At 53.8% G+C, this 22,911-nt stretch carries 20 protein-coding genes; 10 read left to right on the forward strand and 10 right to left on the reverse strand.

Going from position 1 to position 22,911, the window contains the following annotated elements; genetic code table 11:
• Positions 1-42: 42 nt before the first annotated feature.
• Positions 43-96 carry a hypothetical protein gene (locus OGV52_RS23505; RefSeq protein WP_418135082.1) on the reverse strand — a complete coding sequence of 18 codons (54 nt, stop codon included), beginning with the start codon at positions 94-96 and terminating at the stop codon, positions 43-45.
• A 437-nt stretch (positions 97-533) separates the two neighbouring features.
• Between OGV52_RS23505 and sdhC the strand changes: the two genes are divergently transcribed.
• The 8 genes from sdhC (at position 534) to sucD (ending at position 10,178) form a co-directional block, all read left to right on the forward strand.
• Complete coding sequence (gene sdhC, locus OGV52_RS04950; protein ID WP_016152282.1) at positions 534-938, forward strand: succinate dehydrogenase cytochrome b556 subunit; 405 nt, start codon at positions 534-536, stop codon at positions 936-938.
• Positions 932-1,279, forward strand: a complete 348-nt coding sequence (gene sdhD, locus OGV52_RS04955) for a succinate dehydrogenase membrane anchor subunit (RefSeq protein ID WP_005122550.1) — start codon at positions 932-934, stop codon at positions 1,277-1,279. Before sdhC ends, sdhD begins: the two co-directional genes overlap by 7 nt.
• A complete protein-coding gene (gene sdhA, locus OGV52_RS04960) occupies positions 1,279-3,045 on the forward strand; it encodes a succinate dehydrogenase flavoprotein subunit (RefSeq protein WP_003022919.1) in 1,767 nt (588 codons plus the stop codon). Before sdhD ends, sdhA begins: the two co-directional genes overlap by 1 nt.
• A 15-nt stretch (positions 3,046-3,060) precedes the next feature.
• A complete protein-coding gene (gene sdhB / locus OGV52_RS04965) occupies positions 3,061-3,777 on the forward strand; it encodes a succinate dehydrogenase iron-sulfur subunit SdhB (protein WP_003022921.1) in 717 nt (238 codons plus the stop codon).
• 235 nt (positions 3,778-4,012) lie between these two features.
• Positions 4,013-6,814: a 2-oxoglutarate dehydrogenase E1 component gene (sucA, locus tag OGV52_RS04970; protein ID WP_016152283.1), complete on the forward strand. Its 2,802-nt coding sequence runs from the start codon at positions 4,013-4,015 to the stop codon at positions 6,812-6,814.
• Positions 6,815-6,828: 14 nt separating this feature from the next.
• Positions 6,829-8,052, forward strand: coding sequence for a 2-oxoglutarate dehydrogenase complex dihydrolipoyllysine-residue succinyltransferase (gene odhB / locus OGV52_RS04975; protein WP_016156001.1), 1,224 nt, complete (start codon positions 6,829-6,831; stop codon positions 8,050-8,052).
• 90 nt (positions 8,053-8,142) lie between these two features.
• On the forward strand, positions 8,143-9,309 hold the full coding sequence (gene sucC, locus OGV52_RS04980; protein ID WP_003022927.1) for an ADP-forming succinate--CoA ligase subunit beta: 1,167 nt from the start codon (positions 8,143-8,145) through the stop codon (positions 9,307-9,309).
• The gene (sucD, locus tag OGV52_RS04985) at positions 9,309-10,178 is read left to right on the forward strand and encodes a succinate--CoA ligase subunit alpha (protein ID WP_003022929.1); all 870 of its coding nucleotides are present in this window, start codon (positions 9,309-9,311) and stop codon (positions 10,176-10,178) included. The genes sucC and sucD overlap by 1 nt, the downstream gene beginning before the upstream one ends.
• Before the next feature lie 80 nt (positions 10,179-10,258).
• Here the strand turns inward: sucD and OGV52_RS04990 are convergent, their stop codons facing one another.
• Complete coding sequence (locus OGV52_RS04990) at positions 10,259-10,975, reverse strand: GntR family transcriptional regulator (RefSeq protein WP_019076293.1); 717 nt, start codon at positions 10,973-10,975, stop codon at positions 10,259-10,261.
• Between the two features lie 184 nt (positions 10,976-11,159).
• Here OGV52_RS04990 and mngA point away from each other — a divergent pair, with 184 nt between their 5' ends.
• Positions 11,160-13,076 (forward strand): PTS 2-O-a-mannosyl-D-glycerate transporter subunit IIABC, encoded by a 1,917-nt coding sequence (gene mngA, locus OGV52_RS04995; RefSeq protein WP_049281830.1) that lies wholly within the window; start codon positions 11,160-11,162, stop codon positions 13,074-13,076.
• A gap of 24 nt (positions 13,077-13,100) precedes the next feature.
• Positions 13,101-15,734 (forward strand): mannosylglycerate hydrolase, encoded by a 2,634-nt coding sequence (gene mngB, locus OGV52_RS05000; protein ID WP_287108168.1) that lies wholly within the window; start codon positions 13,101-13,103, stop codon positions 15,732-15,734.
• A gap of 53 nt (positions 15,735-15,787) precedes the next feature.
• Here mngB and OGV52_RS05005 read toward each other — a convergent pair whose 3' ends face one another.
• The 8 genes from OGV52_RS05005 to otnK are packed head-to-tail and all read right to left on the reverse strand — an operon-like array spanning position 15,788 to position 22,542.
• Positions 15,788-16,441, reverse strand: a complete 654-nt coding sequence (locus tag OGV52_RS05005) for an aspartate/glutamate racemase family protein (RefSeq protein WP_019076296.1) — start codon at positions 16,439-16,441, stop codon at positions 15,788-15,790.
• Positions 16,438-16,857 carry a GlcG/HbpS family heme-binding protein gene (locus OGV52_RS05010; RefSeq protein WP_016152289.1) on the reverse strand — a complete coding sequence of 140 codons (420 nt, stop codon included), beginning with the start codon at positions 16,855-16,857 and terminating at the stop codon, positions 16,438-16,440. Before OGV52_RS05010 ends, OGV52_RS05005 begins: the two co-directional genes overlap by 4 nt.
• Before the next feature lie 5 nt (positions 16,858-16,862).
• Positions 16,863-18,209, reverse strand: coding sequence for a bile acid:sodium symporter family protein (locus OGV52_RS05015; protein ID WP_049281826.1), 1,347 nt, complete (start codon positions 18,207-18,209; stop codon positions 16,863-16,865).
• Positions 18,210-18,230: 21 nt separating this feature from the next.
• Positions 18,231-19,043 carry a beta-keto acid cleavage family enzyme gene (locus tag OGV52_RS05020; protein ID WP_049269273.1) on the reverse strand — a complete coding sequence of 271 codons (813 nt, stop codon included), beginning with the start codon at positions 19,041-19,043 and terminating at the stop codon, positions 18,231-18,233.
• Positions 19,044-19,071: 28 nt separating this feature from the next.
• The gene (locus tag OGV52_RS05025; protein ID WP_216404208.1) at positions 19,072-19,848 is read right to left on the reverse strand and encodes a hydroxypyruvate isomerase family protein; all 777 of its coding nucleotides are present in this window, start codon (positions 19,846-19,848) and stop codon (positions 19,072-19,074) included.
• Positions 19,829-20,635: a DeoR/GlpR family DNA-binding transcription regulator gene (locus tag OGV52_RS05030; protein WP_046274719.1), complete on the reverse strand. Its 807-nt coding sequence runs from the start codon at positions 20,633-20,635 to the stop codon at positions 19,829-19,831. Before OGV52_RS05030 ends, OGV52_RS05025 begins: the two co-directional genes overlap by 20 nt.
• Positions 20,636-20,644: 9 nt before the next feature.
• A complete protein-coding gene (gene otnC / locus OGV52_RS05035; RefSeq protein ID WP_016152294.1) occupies positions 20,645-21,289 on the reverse strand; it encodes a 3-oxo-tetronate 4-phosphate decarboxylase in 645 nt (214 codons plus the stop codon).
• Positions 21,286-22,542, reverse strand: coding sequence for a 3-oxo-tetronate kinase (otnK, locus tag OGV52_RS05040; protein WP_287108170.1), 1,257 nt, complete (start codon positions 22,540-22,542; stop codon positions 21,286-21,288). Before otnK ends, otnC begins: the two co-directional genes overlap by 4 nt.
• Positions 22,543-22,911 lie beyond the last annotated feature (369 nt).

Consider the following 22,911-nt stretch of genomic DNA (forward strand, 5'->3'; position numbering starts at 1 on the left):
TGGCGAATAAACTGCAAATCAAGAACTTAGCAATCCGAATTATTAAACCTGTCTATCACTAATAACTGTCCTGACTGTATTGGTCAATACTTCCACACTGTTACATAACTAAATGTCCGGTGAAAGAGTGACCCCATAACTTTTACGCATTATATGCTTTTTCTGGTGTCGTTTGTAACAACTTTGTTTAATGATTGTCAAATTAGATGGTTAAAAATTAAAATAATGTTGTTATCGTGACCTATGTCACTGTTCGGGATAAAACCCGACAAACTATATGTAGGTTAATTGTAATGATTTTGTGAACGTCCTATACTGCCGCCAGGTCTCCGGAATACCCTGCAATCCCGAGCCAACCAGCGTTGTAACGTGTCGTTTTAGCATCTGGAAGCAGTGTTTTATATGACGCGTAGTTATAGTAAGGACGCTGTCTGACCCGCACGCAGACCGGAGGAAGGAAATCCCGTCGTCTTTCAGGCTACAGGTGTCTTCATCTTCTGTACCCGAAGTCCAAAGGGAATAATAAGAACAGCATGTGGGCGTTATTCATGATAAGAAATGTGAAAAAACAAAGACCTGTCAATCTGGATCTACAAACGATCCGGTTCCCAATCACGGCGATAGCGTCCATTCTCCATCGCGTATCCGGAGTGATCACCTTCGTGGCGGTCGGGATTCTGTTGTGGTTATTGGGTACCAGCCTTTCCTCCCCTGAAGGTTTCCTCGCGGCGTCATCCATTATGAATAACTTCTTTGTGGAGTTAATTCTGTGGGGGATCCTGATTGCGCTGGCATATCACGCCGTAATGGGCATTCGCCATCTGTTGATGGATTTTGGCTATATCGAAGAAACCCTCGAAGCAGGGACACGTTCCGCCAAAATTTGTTTCGTTATCATTGTCGTGCTTTCACTTCTCGCAGGAGTCCTCGTATGGTAAGCAACGCCTCCGCATTAGGACGCAACGGCGTACATGACTTCATTCTGGTCCGTGCTACCGCTATCGTTCTGACGTTATACATCATCTATATGGTCGGCTTCTTCGCCACCAGCGGCGAACTGACGTTTGAAGTCTGGACCGGTTTCTTCTCATCGGCATTCACCAAAGTCTTCACCCTGCTGGCTCTTTTCTCCATCTTGATTCATGCCTGGATCGGCATGTGGCAGGTGTTGACCGACTACGTTAAACCGCTGGCCGTGCGCCTGATTCTGCAACTGGCTATCGTCGTTGCGCTGGTGGTTTACGTCATTTATGGATTTGTTGTGGTGTGGGGTGTGTAATGAAACTGCCAGTCAGAGAATTTGATGCTGTTGTGATTGGTGCCGGCGGCGCAGGTATGCGCGCGGCGCTGCAAATTTCCCAGAGCGGTCAGACCTGTGCGCTGCTCTCCAAAGTGTTCCCAACCCGTTCCCATACCGTATCTGCGCAAGGTGGCATCACCGTTGCGCTCGGTAATACCCATGAGGATAACTGGGAATGGCACATGTATGACACCGTCAAAGGGTCGGACTACATTGGTGACCAGGACGCTATTGAATATATGTGTAAAACCGGTCCGGAAGCGATTCTGGAGCTGGACCACATGGGGCTGCCGTTCTCTCGCCTCGATAATGGCACAATTTATCAACGTCCGTTTGGCGGCCAGTCGAAGAATTTCGGCGGCGAGCAGGCGGCACGTACCGCGGCAGCGGCAGACCGTACCGGCCATGCGCTGTTGCACACGCTGTATCAGCAGAACCTGAAAAACCACACCACCATCTTCTCCGAATGGTATGCGCTGGATCTGGTCAAAAATGCCGATGGCGCGATTGTTGGTTGTACCGCGCTGTGTATTGAAACCGGTGAAGTGGTTTACTTCAAAGCCCGCGCAACCGTGCTGGCGACCGGCGGTGCTGGCCGTATTTATCAGTCCACCACCAACGCCCACATCAACACCGGTGACGGCGTCGGTATGGCTATCCGCGCTGGCGTGCCGGTGCAGGATATGGAGATGTGGCAGTTCCACCCAACCGGTATCGCTGGCGCGGGTGTTCTGGTAACAGAAGGCTGTCGTGGTGAAGGTGGCTACCTGCTGAACAAACACGGTGAGCGCTTCATGGAGCGTTATGCCCCGAATGCGAAAGACCTGGCGGGTCGTGACGTGGTGGCGCGTTCCATCATGATCGAAATCCGCGAAGGTCGCGGCTGCGACGGTCCGTGGGGGCCGCACGCCAAACTGAAACTCGACCACCTGGGTAAAGAAGTGCTGGAGTCCCGTCTGCCGGGTATTCTCGAACTGTCCCGTACCTTTGCTCACGTTGACCCGGTGAAAGAGCCGATCCCGGTTATCCCAACCTGCCACTATATGATGGGCGGTATTCCGACCAAAGTCACCGGCCAGGCGCTGACCGTGAATGAGCAGGGCGAAGATGTGGTGATCCCAGGGCTGTTTGCCGTCGGTGAAATCGCCTGCGTATCGGTTCACGGTGCTAACCGTTTGGGCGGCAACTCTCTGCTTGACCTGGTGGTATTTGGTCGTGCCGTGGGTCTGCATCTGCAGGAATCTATCGCAGAGCAGGGTGACCTGCTGGATGCAACCGAAGATGAAATCGACGCTTCTCTGGCGCGTCTGAATCGCTGGAACGGTAACCGTAACGGTGAAGACCCGGTGGCAATTCGTAAAGCGCTGCAAGAATGTATGCAGCATAACTTCTCGGTATTCCGCGAAGGCGATGCGATGGCGAAGGGCCTGGAAGAGCTGAAAGCGATTCGCGAACGCCTGAAAAATGCCCGTCTGGACGATACCTCCAGCGAGTTCAACACCCAGCGCGTTGAGTGTCTGGAGCTGGATAACCTGATGGAGACCGCGTACGCCACTGCAGTATCTGCAAACTTCCGTACCGAAAGCCGTGGCGCGCATAGCCGCTTCGACTTCCCGGAACGTGATGACGAAAACTGGCTGTGCCATTCCCTGTACCTGCCAGAGTCGGAATCCATGACGCGACGTCAAGTCAATATGGAACCGAAGCTGCGCCCGGCATTCCCGCCGAAGATTCGTACTTATTAATGCGGAGACAGGACAATGAAACTCGAGTTTTCAGTTTATCGCTATAACCCGGATGTTGACGACGCTCCGCGCATGCAGGATTACACCCTGGAGGCGGAAGAAGGGCGCGACATGATGCTGCTGGATGCGTTGATGCAGCTGAAAGAAAAAGATCCGTCGTTGTCGTTTCGTCGCTCATGCCGTGAAGGGGTCTGCGGCTCCGACGGTCTGAACATGAACGGCAAAAATGGACTGGCCTGTATCACACCTATTTCTGCGCTAAATCAGCCGGGCAAGAAAATTGTCATTCGCCCGCTGCCAGGTTTACCGGTTGTGCGCGATTTGGTGGTAGACATGGGGCAATTCTACGCACAGTATGAGAAGATTAAGCCTTACTTGTTGAATAATGGGAAAAATCCTCCGGCTCGTGAGCATTTACAAATGCCAGAGCAGCGTGAGAAGCTCGATGGGCTGTATGAATGTATTTTGTGTGCATGCTGCTCAACGTCCTGCCCATCATTCTGGTGGAACCCGGACAAGTTTATTGGCCCGGCAGGCCTGTTGGCCGCGTATCGCTTCTTAATTGATAGCCGCGATACCGAGACCGACAGCCGTCTGGAAGGTTTAAGTGACGCTTTCAGCGTATTCCGCTGTCATAGCATCATGAACTGCGTCAGCGTATGTCCTAAAGGGCTGAACCCGACGCGCGCCATCGGTCATATTAAGTCGATGCTGCTCAAACGTAGTGCATAAGTAGTTGTAGTTGCCGGGGAAGAGATTCCCCGGCCGTGCAGGGAAACCTCTAAAAACTGCCACATTGATAGCAATAATCGCAGCCTGAACGACGACGATTATTAGACAGTTTTTAAAGGTTCCTTAGCGGACGCAGATGACACGACAGTCCGCAACAAGTGAACCCCGGCACGCACATCGGTGTGCGTGGTAGTATCCACGGCGAAATAAGCATACAAATGCTTAAGGGATCACGATGCAGAACAGCGCTTTGAAAGCCTGGTTGGACTCTTCTTACCTCTCTGGTTCTAACCAGAGCTGGATAGAACAGCTCTATGAAGACTTCTTAACCGACCCTGACTCGGTAGATGCTAACTGGCGTTCGACGTTCCAGCAGTTACCTGGTACCGGAGTCAAACCGGATCAACTCCACTCAAAAACACGTGATTATTTCCGTCGACAGGCGTTGATTACCCCACGTTACTCTTCTTCTATTTCCGACCCTGATGCCAATGTGAAGCAGGTTAAAGTCCTGCAGCTCATTAACGCCTATCGTTTCCGCGGTCATCAGCATGCGAATCTCGATCCGCTGGGACTGTGGCAGCAAGAAAATGTGGCCGATCTGGATCCCTCCTTCCACGATCTGACCGATGCGGATTTCCAGGAAAGCTTTAACGTGGGTTCTTTTGCCGGTGGCAAAGACACGATGAAGCTGAGCGACCTGGTTGTCGCGCTGAAACAAACCTACTGCGGCCCGATTGGCGCCGAGTATATGCACATCACCAGCACCGAAGAAAAACGCTGGCTTCAGCAGCGTATCGAGTCTGGTCGTACTGCGTTCAGTAGTGAAGAGAAGAAACGCTTCCTCAGCGAACTGACCGCAGCGGAAGGTCTGGAACGCTACCTGGGCGCGAAGTTCCCGGGCGCGAAACGCTTCTCACTGGAAGGCGGTGATGCGTTAATCCCAATGCTCAAAGAGATGATCCGCCACGCCGGTAACAGCGGTACCCGTGAAGTGGTACTGGGTATGGCGCACCGTGGTCGTCTGAACGTCCTGGTTAACGTGCTGGGTAAAAAGCCGCAGGATCTATTCGACGAATTTGCGGGCAAACATAAAGAACACCTCGGTACCGGTGACGTGAAGTACCACATGGGCTTCTCATCAGATATCGAAACCGAAGGCGGTCTGGTGCATCTGGCGCTGGCGTTTAACCCGTCGCACCTGGAAATCGTTAGCCCGGTGGTTATCGGTTCCGTACGTGCACGCTTGGATCGTCTGGACGAGCCGAGCAGCAATAAAGTGCTGCCAATCACTATTCATGGTGATGCGGCAGTAACCGGGCAAGGCGTGGTTCAGGAAACCCTGAACATGTCGAAAGCGCGTGGTTACGAAGTGGGCGGTACCGTTCGCATCGTTATCAACAACCAGGTGGGCTTCACCACCTCTAACCCGCTAGATGCACGTTCTACACCATACTGCACCGACATCGGTAAGATGGTTCAGGCGCCGATTTTCCACGTGAACGCGGATGACCCGGAAGCGGTCGCTTTCGTAACGCGTCTGGCACTGGATTTCCGTAATACCTTTAAACGCGATGTCTTTATCGATCTGGTGTGCTACCGCCGTCACGGCCACAACGAAGCCGACGAGCCAAGCGCAACCCAGCCGCTGATGTATCAGAAAATCAAAAAGCATCCGACCCCGCGCAAAATCTACGCTGACAAGCTGGAAGCGGACAACGTCGCTACGCTGGAAGATGCGACCGAAATGGTCAATCTGTATCGTGACGCGCTGGACGCAGGCGAATGCGTGGTGAAAGAGTGGCGTCCAATGAATATGCACTCCTTCACCTGGTCGCCGTACCTCAACCACGAATGGGATGAAAACTACCCGAACAAAGTTGAGATGAAGCGTCTGCAGGAGCTGGCAAAACGCATCAGCACCGTGCCTGAAGCGGTGGAAATGCAGTCGCGTGTTGCCAAGATTTACGGCGACCGTCAGGCCATGGCCGCAGGCGAGAAGCTGTTCGACTGGGGTGGCGCAGAGAATCTGGCTTACGCCACGCTGGTTGATGAAGGTATTCCGGTACGTCTGTCGGGTGAAGACTCTGGCCGCGGAACCTTCTTCCACCGTCATGCGGTGATTCATAACCAGGCGAATGGTTCAACGTACACTCCGCTGCAGCATGTGCATAACGGCCAGGGCACGTTCCGCGTATGGGACTCCGTGCTGTCTGAAGAAGCGGTGCTGGCATTCGAGTACGGTTATGCCACGGCAGAACCGCGCACCCTGACTATCTGGGAAGCGCAGTTCGGTGACTTCGCCAACGGTGCGCAGGTGGTTATCGACCAGTTCATCTCTTCCGGCGAGCAGAAATGGGGCCGTATGTGCGGTCTGGTTATGCTGCTGCCACACGGCTATGAAGGTCAGGGCCCGGAGCACTCCTCCGCGCGTCTGGAACGTTATCTGCAACTTTGCGCTGAGCAAAACATGCAGGTTTGCGTCCCGTCTACCCCGGCACAGGTTTACCACATGCTGCGTCGTCAGGCGCTGCGCGGAATGCGTCGTCCGCTGGTAGTGATGTCACCGAAGTCGCTGCTGCGTCATCCGCTGGCGGTGTCCACGCTGGACGAACTGGCAAATGGCACCTTCCTGCCAGCCATTGGCGAAGTAGATGAACTTGATCCTAAAGGCGTGAAGCGTGTCGTGATGTGTTCTGGTAAGGTTTATTACGACCTGCTGGAGCAACGCCGCAAGAACGACCAAAAAGATGTCGCCATTGTGCGTATCGAACAGCTCTATCCGTTCCCGCATAAAGCGGTGCAGGAAGCGCTGAAACCGTTTGCTCATGTACATGATTTTGTCTGGTGCCAGGAAGAGCCGCTCAACCAGGGCGCATGGTACTGCAGCCAGCATCATTTCCGTGAAGTAATTCCATTTGGGTCAGCTCTGCGTTATGCAGGTCGCCCGGCCTCTGCCTCTCCGGCAGTAGGATATATGTCCGTTCACCAGAAGCAGCAACAAGATCTGGTTAATGACGCGCTGAACGTCGATTAAATAAAGGATAAATAATGAGTAGCGTAGATATTCTTGTTCCCGACCTGCCTGAATCCGTAGCGGATGCAACGGTTGCAACCTGGCACAAAAAACCGGGCGATGCAGTACGTCGTGATGAAGTACTGGTAGAAATCGAAACTGACAAAGTGGTACTGGAAGTACCGGCATCAGCGGACGGTATTCTTGATGCGGTTCTGGAAGATGAAGGGACAACCGTCACTTCTCGCCAGATCCTCGGTCGCCTGCGTGAAGGCAACAGCTCTGGCAAAGAGACCAGCGCCAAGTCTGAAGAGAAAGATTCTACTCCGGCACAACGCCAGCAGGCATCTCTTGCTGAACAGAACAACGATGCCCTGAGCCCGGCGATCCGTCGCCTGCTGGGTGAGCATAATCTCGAAGCCAGCGCCATCAATGGCACCGGCGTCGGTGGTCGTATCACGCGTGAAGATGTTGAAAAGCATCTGGCCAAAGCACCGGCTGCGAAAGCAGAAGCCAAAGCGCCGGCCGCCGCGCCTGCACCACAGGCTCAACTGGGCGCTCGTGGCGAAAAACGTGTTCCGATGACCCGTCTACGCAAACGCGTAGCTGAGCGTCTGCTGGAAGCGAAAAACTCCACCGCCATGCTGACCACGTTCAACGAAGTCAACATGAAGCCAATCATGGATCTGCGTAAGCAGTACGGTGACGCGTTCGAGAAACGTCACGGTATCCGTCTGGGCTTTATGTCTTTCTACGTGAAAGCGGTTGTTGAAGCGCTGAAACGCTATCCGGAAGTGAACGCGTCCATCGACGGTGATGACGTGGTGTACCACAACTACTTTGATGTCAGCATGGCGGTCTCCACGCCGCGTGGCCTGGTCACGCCGGTCCTGCGTGATGTGGATCTGCTGGGTATGGCTGACATCGAGAAAAATATTAAAGAGCTGGCAGTTAAAGGTCGCGACGGCAAGCTGACGGTCGACGATCTGACGGGCGGTAACTTCACCATCACTAACGGTGGCGTGTTCGGTTCCCTGATGTCTACCCCGATCATCAACCCACCGCAGAGCGCCATCCTGGGTATGCATGCCATCAAAGATCGTCCGATGGCCGTAGACGGCAAGGTTGAAATCCTGCCGATGATGTATCTGGCGCTGTCTTATGACCACCGTTTGATCGATGGTCGTGAGTCAGTAGGCTTCCTGGTAACCATTAAAGAGTTGCTGGAAGATCCGACGCGTCTGCTGCTGGACGTGTAGTAAATAAGAGTATCACCTGCCCCGTAGGTCTGGAGGCTTATCAGGCCTACGGGTAAAAGATAACGATTACCTGAAGGATGGACAGAACACATGAACTTACATGAATATCAGGCAAAACAACTTTTTGCCCGCTATGGCTTACCGGCACCGGTGGGTTATGCCTGTACTACTCCGCGTGAAGCTGAAGAAGCTGCATCTAAAATCGGCGCAGGCCCGTGGGTAGTGAAATGTCAGGTTCACGCTGGTGGCCGTGGTAAAGCGGGCGGTGTGAAGGTTGTGAACAGCAAAGAAGACATTCGCGCTTTTGCTGAACACTGGCTGGGTAAACGTCTGGTCACTTACCAGACAGACGCCCATGGTCAACCGGTAAATCAGATTCTGGTTGAAGCAGCGACCGACATTGGTAAAGAACTTTACCTCGGCGCAGTTGTTGACCGTAGTTCCCGTCGCGTGGTCTTCATGGCCTCTACCGAAGGCGGCGTGGAAATTGAAAAAGTGGCGGAAGAAACGCCGCACCTGATCCACAAAGTAGCGCTCGATCCGCTGGCCGGTCCGATGCCTTATCAGGGTCGTGAACTGGCGTTCAAACTGGGTCTGGAAGGAAAACAGGTTCAGCAGTTCACCAAGATCTTCATGGGTCTGGCGACTATCTTCCTTGAGCGCGATCTGGCGCTGATCGAAATCAACCCGCTGGTGGTGACCAAGCAGGGTGATCTGATCTGCCTCGACGGCAAACTGGGCGCTGACGGCAACGCGCTGTTCCGCCAGGCTGACTTGCGTGAAATGCGCGATCAGTCTCAGGAAGATCCGCGTGAAGCACAGGCCGCACAGTGGGAACTGAACTACGTCGCTCTGGACGGCAACATCGGTTGTATGGTTAACGGCGCGGGCCTGGCAATGGGCACCATGGACATCGTTAAACTGCACGGCGGCGAACCGGCTAACTTCCTTGACGTTGGCGGCGGTGCGACCAAAGAGCGTGTAACCGAAGCGTTCAAAATTATCCTCTCTGACGACAATGTTAAAGCCGTACTGGTTAACATCTTCGGCGGTATCGTACGCTGCGACCTGATCGCGGACGGTATCATCGGCGCGGTAGCAGAAGTGGGCGTTAACGTTCCGGTCGTGGTACGTCTTGAAGGTAACAACGCTGAACTCGGCGCGAAAAAATTGGCTGATAGCGGCCTGAATATTATTGCAGCGAAAAGTCTGACGGATGCAGCTCAGCAGGTTGTTGCCGCAGTGGAGGGGAAATAATGTCAGTTTTAATTAATAAAGATACCAAGGTTATCTGCCAGGGCTTCACCGGTAGCCAGGGGACATTCCACTCTGAACAAGCGATTGCTTACGGTACGCAAATGGTCGGCGGTGTTACGCCGGGCAAAGGCGGCACCACGCATCTGGGTCTGCCGGTGTTCAACACCGTACGTGAAGCAGTAGAAGCGACCGGCGCAACCGCCACCGTTATCTACGTTCCGGCTCCGTTCTGCAAAGACTCCATCCTGGAAGCTATTGATGCTGGCATCAAGCTTATCATCACCATCACCGAAGGTATCCCAACGCTGGATATGCTGACTGTGAAAGTGAAGCTGGATGAAGCTGGCGTACGCATGATTGGCCCGAACTGCCCAGGTGTTATCACCCCTGGCGAATGTAAAATCGGCATCATGCCGGGCCATATTCACAAGCCTGGTAAAGTCGGTATCGTTTCTCGTTCCGGTACGCTGACCTATGAAGCGGTTAAGCAGACCACCGACTACGGTTTTGGTCAGTCTACCTGTGTGGGTATCGGCGGCGACCCGATCCCAGGCTCTAACTTCATCGATATCCTGAAGCTGTTCCAGGAAGATCCGCAGACCGAAGCGATCGTCATGATCGGTGAGATCGGCGGTAGCGCGGAAGAAGAAGCGGCGGCGTACATTAAAGATCATGTGACCAAGCCGGTTGTGGGTTACATCGCGGGTGTGACTGCGCCGAAAGGTAAACGTATGGGTCATGCTGGTGCGATCATCGCAGGTGGTAAAGGTACGGCGGATGAGAAATTCGCTGCGCTGGAAGCCGCTGGCGTGAAAACCGTTCGTAGCCTGGCCGATATCGGCGAAGCGCTGAAAACAGTGATTAAGTAAGAAAAAAACAGCCCTGACTCTCTGCATAGTCAAGGGCTGGTCCCGTTTCGACATGGTTGGCCATCTGATGATGGCCTTTTTTAATGGCGTCGTTTTGCCACCAGCGTAAATTTATAATCGTCGCTTTTGAAGGTGTTGCGGCTGTATTCAAAAACGCGTCCATCGAGCAGAAACCCGCGAGAGATTTTCTCCAGCACCGGTTTCCCCTGCGGCATGCCCAGCATTTCTACAGTATCCTCATCCGGAATAACCGGGATCAGTTCCTGCTCGCTGCGATCGATAACCATCTTTTTGATCTGTTCTATATAGTGATATTTAGAATTTTCCATCACCTCCCAGGTGAGATCGGGAAAGAGGGCGAGCGGCATCCATGTCTCTTCGAGGGTAACGGCTTTCTGCTTAATAAAACGAACCCGTTTTACATGCCAGACTTTATCTTCAGCCGCCAGCTGTAGCCACTCGGCCAGCATCTCTCCTGCTGGAATGACCTCAAAGACCTTCACTTCGCTGTGCGTTTCAACCTGACGGTCGGCAAGCTTCTCATAAAAACTGGTGAGCTGATAAATGTCGTAATTGACGCGCTCCTCTTTCACATACCAACCGCTGCCCTGAATGCTCTCGATAATATTCTGTTCCGTCAGCAGCTTGAGTGCTTGCCTGATGGTCACGCGGCTGACCTCGAAACGGCTCTGTAGCGTAGATTCTGTGGGAAGTGCATCACCTGGTTTTAATTCACCTTTTGCAACTTGTTCGCGCAGAACGTCGGCTATCTGGCGGTACATCGGTTTTTTGCTCATCTCTTTTCGCTTTTGTCGGCAATAAAGTCAGATATTCAAGACAAATTATGCGTACATTTTATCAATAGTAAATAATACAAATTAAATACAAATATTGTCTCGTTAGTGAAATTGATCACGTAAAGGTATTGTTTTGTCTGCGACAATCGCGGCACATAATAATGACAATCCTCTGAGGACCATGATGAATTTGACAATACTGTCCCACCCTCGCGCAGTCTGTGTGCAGGCGAGATTTACCGATCGTGACGATGCCATTCGCCAACTTACGCAGCGGCTGACCGAATTAGGCAAAATCACCGATGCCGACGCTTATCTGGCGGAAGTTTTTCACCGCGAATCGCTGGGACCTACGGCGCTTGGCGAAGGATTGGCGGTACCGCACGGTAAATCGTCGGCCGTGAAAGAGGCGGCTTTCGCGGTGGCGACGCTGAGTGAACCGATGGACTGGGAAGGTATTGATGGCCCGGAGTCTGTTGAACTTATTTTTTTGCTGGCGATCCCGCCAGATGAAGCCGGTTCAACTCATATCCAAATCCTGACCGAACTGACCACCTGCCTTGCGGATGAGGGTCTGCGTGCTCGCGTGATGGCGGCGACCAGCGCCGAAGCGGTGCTGGCGGCGTTAGTGGTCGAAACACCGCCGCAGGCCGCAGTGGCGACGGCGGATGCGCCAACGATTGTTTGCGTTACCGCATGTCCGGCGGGGATTGCGCATACCTATATGGCGGCTGAGTATCTGGAGAAAGCCGGTCGGCAAATGGGCGTTAACGTGGTGGTGGAAAAACAGGGGGCCAATGGCATTGAAGACCGCTTAACGGCTCAACAACTGAATGATGCGCGCGCCTGCATTTTCGCCGCAGAGGTCGCTATTAAAGAAAGTGAACGTTTCAACGGTATCCCGGCGATCTCCGTTCCGGTTGCCGAACCGTTGCGCCACGCAAAAGCGCTGATTGAACAGGCGTTAGCGCTGGAGCCTCTGCAAAGCCAGCGTGTTTCTCAGCCACAGACAGAGGTGAAAAAGGGGCTGAAAACCGACCTGAAACAAGCACTGCTGAGCGGAATTTCGTTTGCCGTGCCGTTAATCGTCGCCGGAGGGACGGTACTGGCGGTGGCGGTATTGATTGCACAGATTTTCGGCCTACAGGATGTGTACAGCTTAGAGAAGTCCTGGCTGTGGATGTATCGCCAACTCGGCGGCGGGATGCTGGGCACGCTGATGGTTCCGGTACTGTCGGCCTATACCGCGTATTCGCTGGCGGATAAACCAGCGCTGGCTCCAGGCTTTGCGGCGGGTCTGGCGGCGAACTTAATCGGCTCGGGTTTTCTTGGCGGTGTTGCCGGTGGCCTGATTGCCGGTTATCTCATGCGTTGGGTGAAACAGCATCTGCGTTTAAGCAGCAAATTCAATGGCTTTTTAACGTTCTACCTCTATCCGGTGATTGGCACGTTGGGCGCGGGTAGCCTGATGTTGTTTGTGATTGGCGAGCCTGTCGCCTGGATCAATACCTCGCTGACGGCCTGGCTAAATGGGTTATCAGGCACCAACGCGCTACTGCTCGGTATGATCCTGGGCTTTATGTGTTCGTTTGATCTTGGCGGTCCGGTCAATAAAGCGGCGTATGCCTTTTGTCTGGGCGCGATGGCCAACGGCGTATTCGGTCCCTACGCCATTTTCGCTTCGGTAAAAATGGTTTCTGCTTTTACCGTCACCGCCTCAACCATGCTGGCGCCACGCCTGTTCAAACAGTTTGAGATTGAGACCGGTAAATCCACCTGGCTGCTCGGCCTTGCCGGGATTACCGAAGGCGCGATTCCGCTGGCGATTGAGGACCCGATTCGGGTGATTGGCTCTTTAGTGATGGGGTCGATGGCGACCGGAGCCATCGTTGGGGCCATGGGGATTGGGCTTTCGACCCCAGGTGCCGGGATTTTCTCGCTCTTTTTACTTATCCCCGCAGACCTAAGCGCGGTGATGGCCGCCGCGGGCTGGTTTGGCGCTGCGCTGATTGGAACGATTATCTCCACGGCGATTTTACTGCTCTGGCGTCGTCAAGCGGTTAAACAGGGGAAATACGTCACCGATAGCGTGATGCCGTAAGCACTTACTCAACAGGAAATGACGATGAAAGCAGTATCTCGCGTTCACATTACGCCGCATATGCACTGGGACCGTGAGTGGTACTTCACCACCGAAGAGTCGCGTATTTTGCTGGTTAACAATATGGAAGAGATCCTGACTCGCCTTGAGCAGGATGCAGAGTACAAATATTACGTGCTGGATGGTCAAACGGCGGTGCTGGAAGACTATTTTGCGGTGAAACCTGAAAACCGGCAGCGGGTTAAAGCGCTGGTGCAGGCCGGGAAGCTTATTATCGGCCCCTGGTACACGCAAACGGATACGACCCTCGTTTCCGGTGAGTCAATTGTCCGCAATCTGATGTACGGCATCCGCGATTGTATGGCCTTTGGCGAACCGATGAAAATAGGTTATCTACCTGATTCATTTGGGATGTCCGGGCAGATGCCGCATATTTATAATGGTTTTGGTATCAACCGGGCTCTGTTCTGGCGTGGGTGCTCTGAACGTCATGGCACCGATAAAACCGAATTTTTATGGCAAAGCGCTGACGGTAGCCAGGTCACGACACAGGTGTTGCCGCTGGGCTATGCGATTGGTAAGTACTTACCCGAGGATGAGGCCGGGCTGCGGAAGCGACTTGACGGCTACTTCGAGGTGCTGGAGAACGCCTCGGTGACTAAAGAAATCCTATTACCCAACGGGCATGACCAGATGCCGTTACAGCAAAACATCTTTGCGGTGATGGATAAACTGCGTGAAATCTACCCGCAGCGAAAATTTGTCATGAGCCGCTTCGAGGAGGTTTTTGCTCATATCGAAGCGCATCGGGAGACGTTGGCTACCCTGCACGGCGAGTTTATCGACGGTAAATATATGCGCGTGCATCGTACGATTGGCTCCACACGAATGGATATCAAAATTATCCATGCGCGTATTGAGAATAAAATCGTTAACCTGCTGGAACCGCTCGCCACGCTGGCCTGGAGTTTAGGTTTTGAATATCACCACGGTCTGCTGGAGAAAATGTGGAAAGAGATTTTAAAGAATCATGCCCACGACAGCATCGGCTGTTGTTGTAGCGATAAAGTGCATCGTGAAATCGTTTCACGCTTCGTGCTGGCCGAAGATATGGCCGACAATTTGATTCGTTTTTACCTGCGTAAAATCACTGACAACATGGCGCACAGTGAAGAAGACAAGCTGGTGATGTTCAACCTGATGCCCTGGCCGCGTGAGGCGGTGATCAATACGACCGTACGTCTTCGCGCCAGCCAGTTCCGCCTGCTTGATGGCAGAGGAAATGAAATCCCTTATTTTATTCGTGGCGTGCACGAGCTTGATCCTGGTCTTATCGACCGGCAAATCGTCCATTACGGCAACTACGAGCCGTTTATGGAGTTTGATATTCAGCTCAACCAGATTCTACCTTCGATGGGGTACTGCACGCTGTATATCGAACCGCACGTTGCTGGCCGTCAGGCGATACCCGCTCCGGCGACCCAGGCACTGTTGGAGAACGCGTTCTGGCTGATCGATCTCAATGACGATGGAACGCTACAGCTACGCGATAAGGACTCAGGGATTGTTTATCAACGCGTACTGGAGATTGAAGAAAGCGCCGACGACGGGGATGAGTACGATTACTCCCCCTCGCGCGAGGATTGGCGCCTCACGTCTGCGGGCGTTGCGTTTGAGCATGAAATTATCCGCGAGGGATGGCAAGACCGGGCAATCATTCGCTATCGGATGGCGGTTCCGGCGGATCTGGAGGCGCGCGCGTCACGTCAGCGCAATGGTGAAGTTAGCATCGAAATAGGTGTTACGCTGAGCCATAACAGCCGGCGGATTGAGGTTGATATTCGCATTGACAATCAGGCTGACGATCACCGAATTCGGGTGCTTATCCCCACGCCATTTCACACTAATGACGTGTTGGCTGATACCCAGTTTGGTTCACTGCTACGGCCTGTTCACGATGAAGCGATGGCCAACTGGCAGGCTGAGGGATGGAAAGAAGCGCCGGTGCCGGTCTGGAATCTGCTCAACTACGCCGCGCTGCAGGAGGGGCGTCATGGACTCGCGGTGTTTAGCGAAGGATTGCGTGAATTTGAGGTAGTGGGTGAGGAGAAAAAAACGTTTGCCCTCACGCTGCTCCGTGGCGTCGGCTTACTCGGAAAAGAGGATCTCTTATTGCGTCCCGGCAGGCCGTCAGGCATAAAAATGGCGGTACCGGATTCCCAGATGCGCGGCGTGCTGCACGGGCGCTTTTGCCTGTTTAGTTATAGCGGGACGCCGCTTAACGTTGGCCTGGCTCAGCAGGCGCGTGCCTGGCTGACGCCTGTCCAGTGTTATAACAAAATCCCGTGGGATGCGATGAAGCTCAACAAAGCAGCGTTTACTGTTCCCGATAGCTACAGCCTGTTGAGTATGTCACCGGTCGGCTGTCAGCTTAGCGCGTTAAAAAAAGCAGAGGACAGAGATGAAATCATCCTGCGTTTATTTAATCCCTCTGACAGCGTCAGCTGCGATGCCGCCGTGTCGTTTAGCCAAAGCGTAATGCATTGCCGCGAAACCGGGATGGATGAAATACCCGCTGGCGAGCAGAGCGATACGAAGGGAATTAACGGCGTGTTTCGGCCAGGGCAGTCGCGGACGTTTAGTCTGAAACTGGCCTGAAAGAAGTGATGAGTCAGCGCCAGCAATCTTATGCTGGCGCTGACCGGCCGCTATCAGGATGATGCCAGTGTTTTCAACCAGCGAATTCCGCTTTCCGGCGAGGTCATTACCGGCACCGGCGGGGAAGGGAGCTGCTGTAAAACGCGCGCCATCGAGGCTTGCGCCAGCATCACAACATCCGCCTGGGTAAAGGCGCTCTGTAACCCTTCACTGACGATACGGTCATGAGTATCCATGTCTCCCGCCAGCAGCGCGTGGAATGCCTCCTCCATTAATATAGGCGTGATGGTTCGCGATTTACCGCTCTGCTGCACTTTGCGCTGTACGTAATCCAGCGTTGGCTTCAGCGTGGTTGCCACGGTCGCCAGTACGGCGATCCGCTCACCTTTTTCAATCGCCTCTTCCACCATTGCGCAGTCAATGCGCGCGAGCTGCAGTGGGGTCATAAACTGGCATTGCTCCACCGCAGTACCAATTGAGGAGCAGGCGGTAATAAAGATATCGCAGTCCGCCTTTTCGGCAATATGCACATAGTCGGCGATGCGGGCGGCAATATTGGGCGTCACGCCCTGGGCCTTCATTACCTGCTTGATCATGGATTCTTCCACCAGGTGCATGACTTCCACATCCGGCATGATGTCGGTAATCAGTTGTTGCATCATCGTAAGCGTGGCGGCACTGGTATGCAGCATGGCGACCTTTTTCATTGGGCAATCTCCTTAAGTAACGTTTCCGCGACGGCCAGCGCCGCATCATGATCTTCCTGCGCGGATAAACCGCCTACCGCGACGGCCCCAAGGCATTTTCCTTGGTGCAGAATCGGGATCCCGCCCGGCAGCGCCGTAAACAGCGGGTCGGCAAAATAACCAATATCCAGTTGCTCTTTCTGCAGTCGCTGTAAAAATGCCTGTGTGGTACAGCCCAGGCGGCTACTGGTGCGTGCTTTGCGCTGGGTTAACTCGATGGTTAACAGTTTGGCGTTATCCATCCGCGCAAAGCTGAGTAGTTCGCCATTGGCATCGCATACGGCCACGCTTAACGGGCGTTTTGCGTAACATGTTTCGGCGAGGTCGAGCGCAGAGGCCACGGCGCGCAGGGCATGCCCCAGAGTGAGAGTTGTCATCGTGATTATCCTTTTGACAGATTTTCGCAAGCGGGTTGAACGGGATCTTTGGCTGCGGCGGCCTGCGCCTGTCTGGCGTCTTTCTTGCGCCAGTAGTTCGCGAGCAGCGAGCCGCTGACGTTGCCAAGTGGAGTCATCACCGCCGAGGCCAGGCCAACCGTTGCCAGTTTGCCCATCGCTGCGGCAAGCCCGGACGCCATGCCGCCGTTTTGCAGGCCGACTTCAAAGGCTACGGTGCGGGCAGACTGTACGTCCATGCGGAAGATCCAGCGGCTCATCAGATAGCCAATCAGGAAGCCGCCGAGGTTATGCATCAACATGGCGAAGCAGAGCAGGAAGCCGACCTGCACCAGGTTCTCGCGCCCGGCTGCGGCTGCGGTGGTCGTAAAGAAAATGATCCCCATCATTGAGATGGTCGGCATGATTTTCTTCACGCCCGCCACGCGGCCATACAGCCAGTTGTAGAACAATGCCCAGACGAGACCGCCTGCCACGAAGTTGAGCACCACCGCGTACATTTGCGCGTCGGCGCTGGCGTGACCAAACAGCGCGTCCCAGCCGCCAGCAATCATATACAGCAGCCAAAGAGCGCCGATCCCGGCCAGCATCTGGACGACACGGCGTCCGCGCACGCCCGCATAGGTTTTCAGATAGTCATGCAGAATTGCCGCGCCGATGGGGATCAATACGATTTTCACCACATCCATTACCATTGCGGTGAGCTGGATATCGATCATCGACCCCGCCAGCAGATTAACCCACAGCGGCGTCATCACCGTCGCCGCCAGCGTTGAGACTGCGGCGATCGAGACCGCCAGCGCCAGGTTGGCGTTCGCGATATAGACCATGACGGTAGAGGAGAGTCCGCTTGGGCAGGCGCCAATCAGCAGAATCCCGACCGCCACCTCAGGCGGAAAGTTAAAGATAAGCGTAATGCTCAGGCCGAGCAGAGGCATGATGACGAAGTGGCAGAAGGTGCCAATAAACACCGCCCACGGCATTTTGGCGACGTCAATAAAATCCTGGATCGTTAGCTTAGTGCCCATGCTAAACATGGTGGCCTGAATGACGAGGAACACGATCCATTTATGGGTGATATTGAAACCGCCCCAGACGATCAGATCCGTAGACCAGGTCATGGCGGCGACAAATCCGGCGATGATCCATAGCGTAAATTGATAGCTGCGTAGACCCGGCCAGTAGCCTGCACCGGCGGCGAATCCGGCGGTGAACATCACCAGCCCGGGCTGCCAGAGCGCCGCGGACTGGATTAGCGCACCGATAATCGCCAGCGCCGCGCCCGCAACGCTGATACCGAGTCCGGTTTTGTGAATAACAGTGGTCATAGTCATGTTGAAATGTCCTTGCTGTTGTTATTGCTGCCGGGATGGAATAGATAACATGTGCCGCGCAATTTCTGGCGTGGCGACTTTTTTATCCATGCTGCGAATGAGCGTGGCGAGTTTGGCAACCTGCTGGTAATTATGCTGTGCTTTTTCTTCAGCGCTTAAATAATAGCTATCCTCAAAGCCGATTCGTACTTCACTGGCTCCCATGCCGACGGCGGCGGCAATAATATCGAAATTCTTTCTGCCAAAATGAGTAATACCCCATAAGGCATCGCGCGGGATCATGCTACGCAGAGCAATTAAAGCGTCAATGGTTGCTGGCGTACTGCCGCGATGGCCGAGGACGATATTAAAGAGCATGGGTTTTTGGAATTTTATTTTATCTTCAAGGTTCAGGATGTTATTAATCATGCCAATTTCAAAAACTTCAAACTCGGGAATAATATTGCGCTCGACTATTTGCCGGGAGCAATATTCCACGTCCGGACCGGGATTAAAGTACACCGCATCTCCGAGGTTGACGGAACCGACGTTCAGCGAAGCCATCTCTACGCCGGGGCAGGAGAGTGGCGCGCAGCGTTCGGCGATGGACATTGAAGAGACGCCGCCGGTAGATGCCTGAATAATCAGGTCTGAATGGCGCATGACGCTATCAATGGTCGCCTGAAAATCGGTGGTATCCGGCGTCAGGCGACCCTGTTTATCGCGAACGTGTAAATGCACGATGGACGCGCCATGCTCTACGCTGGCGAGTATTTCCTGCGCCAGTTCTGCGGGTATAACTCTGGGGCAATCCGCGGCAACGGGTGCCAGCGAAATAATAACAGTATCCGACATATTTCCCTCCGGTACAGAGATATTTAAATTATAGGTAAGGCGTTATCCAGTTTAATGAGTCGGGCCCTGATGTTGATGGTTGATATTCACAGCCAATCCAGCCCTGGTAATTCATTTTTCTAATAAAATCGAATAGCCATGTTTCATTTAATTCACCTGTTCCCGGTTCATGGCGATAGGGGACAGAAGCAATTTGAAAATGTTTAATTAAGGTGAAGTAGCGTTCAATATTTTTTGCCACATTGCCATGAATTTTCTGACAGTGGTAAATATCAAACTGTAAACCGATATTTTTTTTGCCAACCTCTTGAATAATAGATTCGGCCAACGGAAAGCTGTCAATAAAATAACCGGGCATATCCTGCGAATTTAACGGTTCAATCAGCACATCGATTTCCGCTTCAGCCATCATATCGCAGGCGATACGCAGCCGGTTGGCCAGGAGAGTGCGCTGAGCGTGAAGCGTCAGATCGTCGCAGCGCGAACCGGCCATAACGTGAACCCGACGACAGCCCAGCGCCGTGGCGTAATCACGCGCCACGTTCAGGCTATGGTGAAATTCCTGGTCTCGACCGGGCTGTGCGGCTAGTCCCCGCTCACCTTGTGCCCAGTTACCCGCCGGTGCGTTCATCAGCACCACCGGCAGGGATGTTTCCCGCTGTGCAGCGTGCAAATGCGCCAGCGGGTGCTGCCAGAGAAATAGCCCTTCAACGCCGCGAAAACCAGCCGCCTGCGCCGCCGCAAATCGCGCCGCTATCGGTAAATCTGTAAACAACCAGTCGAGGTTAGCCGCTAACTTCAGCATGGCGCGCACCCTCCCGGTTATCAACCAGATGCAGCTTAACGCCCTGGCTGGCAAGAGTTTGCTGGGCGTTTTCCGGTAACCGGTTATCAGAAATAATGTCGGTTAACTGTTCCAGCCCACAGATATGGAACATGCCGTATTTGCCAAACTTACTGCTGTCGCAGACCAGCACCCGACGCCGGGAAACGGTGAGTACCGCTTCTTTAACCGAAGCTTTCCCTTCGCTCGGCGTCGACATGCCGCGTTCGGTATCCCACGATGAGGAGCTCAGAAACGCCACGTCAATATTAATGGTGCGCAGAAAACTGGCGGCGCTTTTTCCAAGGCATGAGCGGTTACGCTGATCCACCAGACCACCGGTGTGATAGAGCGTTATGTGCGGCATATCCATCAGATAGTGGCTGATGGAAAAATCGTTGGTTACTACCGTCAGATTGAAACAGTGGCTGGCGGCGACCGCTTTCGCCACTTCAAACAACGACGTTCCGGCATCCAGATACAGCGTTTGTCCGGGCTCAATGAGCATGGCGGCGAGCTGGCCCATTTTACGTTTCACGTCATGATTCAACTCGGCTTTTTCCCGCCATGGCAGCTCGGATTTCAGCAGGTTATTGAGCTTCACTCCGCCGTTAATGGCAATAACTTTGCCTTCTTCTTCCAGCAACTGGATGTCGCGACGCACGGTCATATGCGACACGCTCATCAAATCTGCCAGTTCATTAAATGAGGCGGCATTTTTTTCGTGCACGTAGCGGTAGATAAAATCACGTCGTTGCTCGGGGATCATTATGTCACCTCACGCTTGCCGGGAATGTTCAAGTTCGGCCACCGCTTCTTCTGAGAGCGGAACATAGCCAAGCGGTTTTAACGTCAGCCAGATGCGGGCGCTGTCTTCCAGTTCTTCGGCGTTAAACACCGCCTCACGCAGCGAGCGACCGCTTACTACCGGCCCGTGATTGGCCAGCAGCGCGGCCGTATGGTCTGCCGCGATTTCACTCAGTGCGCTGGCAATGCCTTCATGGCCAGGCTTGAAATAGGGCAGCAGCGGTAACTGCCCGACACGCATCACATAGTACGGTGTTAACGGCGGCAGGCAGTTTTTCGGCGTGGTGCACGGCAGGCAGGAGAGCGCGGTCAGCCATGGAGAATGCAGGTGCACGACCGCGCCGCAGGATGGCCGATGTCGATACCACGCCAGATGCATGGGCACCTCTTTTGAGGGTTTGTCGCCGCTAAGATGAACGCCGTTGGCATCCAGCCGACTTAGCGTGGCAGGATCAAGCTCGCCCAGACAAGAGTTGGTCGGGGTCACCAGATAGCCGCCATCCGGCATTTTGACGCTAAGATTGCCGGAACCGCCGCTGCTGTAACCGCGCATAAACAGGGAACGGCCATAGTGGACGAGTAGTTCGCGCAGTTGGTGTTCACTCACCGAATTCATAATGCGTACTCCTGGGCAGTAAAAAAGAAATCGTCGTCACCAAAGTTGCCTGACTTCAGCGCCAGCGCCAGACCGGAGGAAAATACCCACGGTACGCCTGGCGCAATGGCTTTGCCGACGGACAGACGCTTCACCTGCAAGGCTTCCACAACGGTGCCGGAGGTTTCTCCGCCCGCGACGATAAAGGTGTTTACACCCGCAGTTCGTAGCTTTGAACTCAGCCGGGCAAAAGCGTGTTCGATTGCCTGGCTGGCGGCCTGTTCGCCGTGCTCCTGTTGAATACGTTTGAGTACGTCTGGCGGCTGGGTGGCGTATATCAATGGCGCTAATGGGTCGCTGATATGCGTCATCGCCCAGGCGCTCAGTTCATCGGTGTAGCGTTCGGCATCAGACAGGCAGCGGGACACATCAAGCAAATGAGACGCTGCCGCGGCCTTGTAGCGATTAACCTGACGATTGCTCATTGCCGAACAGCTACCGGAGAACACCACCGTTTTGGCAGGCAGTGGAAAAGAGTCCGGCGGCATGGATTGCTGGCCTCCGGTGCAGGCGGCCAGCGCGCCGCCGAGCCCGGAGCCTCCGGCTAACAGAGGGCTGGCATGGAGAGCTTGCGCCAGCGTGTTGAGATCTGCTTCATCCAGCGTATCGACGATAACGTGACGCGTACCTTCAGCCTGAAGTTGGGCCAGGGCGTAAGTGACCGCTTCCACACCTTGACGCAGGGTCGTGAGGTTGATGCAACCAACCGCGCCTGGCGTTTGCGCGCTCAGCAGACGCGGCAGGCTGGCATCGTTCATTGGATTGAGCGGATGCTTTTCCATCCCGGATTCGTTAAGCAGTATGCCGTGTACAAAAAGATGACCATGCACCACCGTGCGTCCGTTTTGCGGCAGAGCAGGGCAGTGGACGATCAGCGGAACCTGCAGGTCGTTCATCAATGCATCGCTGACCGGGCCAATATTGCCTGTTGGCGTGGAGTCAAACGTCGAACAATATTTAAAATAAATCTGGCGGACACCTGCATTTTGTTTCAGCCAGCGGGCACAGGACAGGGATTGGGCGACGGCCTGTTCTGCGGGTAATGAGCGGCTTTTCAGCGAGATGACGATAGCGTCAACCTCTTCATTCCAGCATTGCGCGGTATCGGGCATACCGGGCAGAAGCGCGACGCGCCACCCCTGCTGCGCCATAAAGCTTGCAATGTCCGTTGCGCCGGTAAAATCGTCGGCGATAACGCCTGTGGTGACGGCCATGGATCAACTCCGTTCAGATTGTTTGCTAATTGAACATATTATTCAGGAGGGCCTTTCACATTCACATGATGATTATCACAAATAAGCACATCATCAATTCAGATTAAAAACGGGTAATTTATTGAAAATAATGAAGTTAGGTGTTGAGTGTTGCGAAAAGAGTCTCACAAGAGAGTGTGAAGATTCGTTAATCTTTGAGAAAGCGAAGTCGCGGTGTGCTGCAGAGTATTATCGTGGTCGCTATAATTTTCTTGCCAATTGATCATAATCATCTGCACAAATGAGATTATTTTTTGCGGTAAGCATCATTCTTTCCTGAGGCTAATTTTTGCATATTAGCGGCCTTAATATTGTTAATGCCGGAGGATA

It is taken from the genome of Citrobacter sp. Cb041 (assembly GCF_030336655.1).
GTDB lineage: Bacteria > Pseudomonadota > Gammaproteobacteria > Enterobacterales > Enterobacteriaceae > Citrobacter > Citrobacter braakii.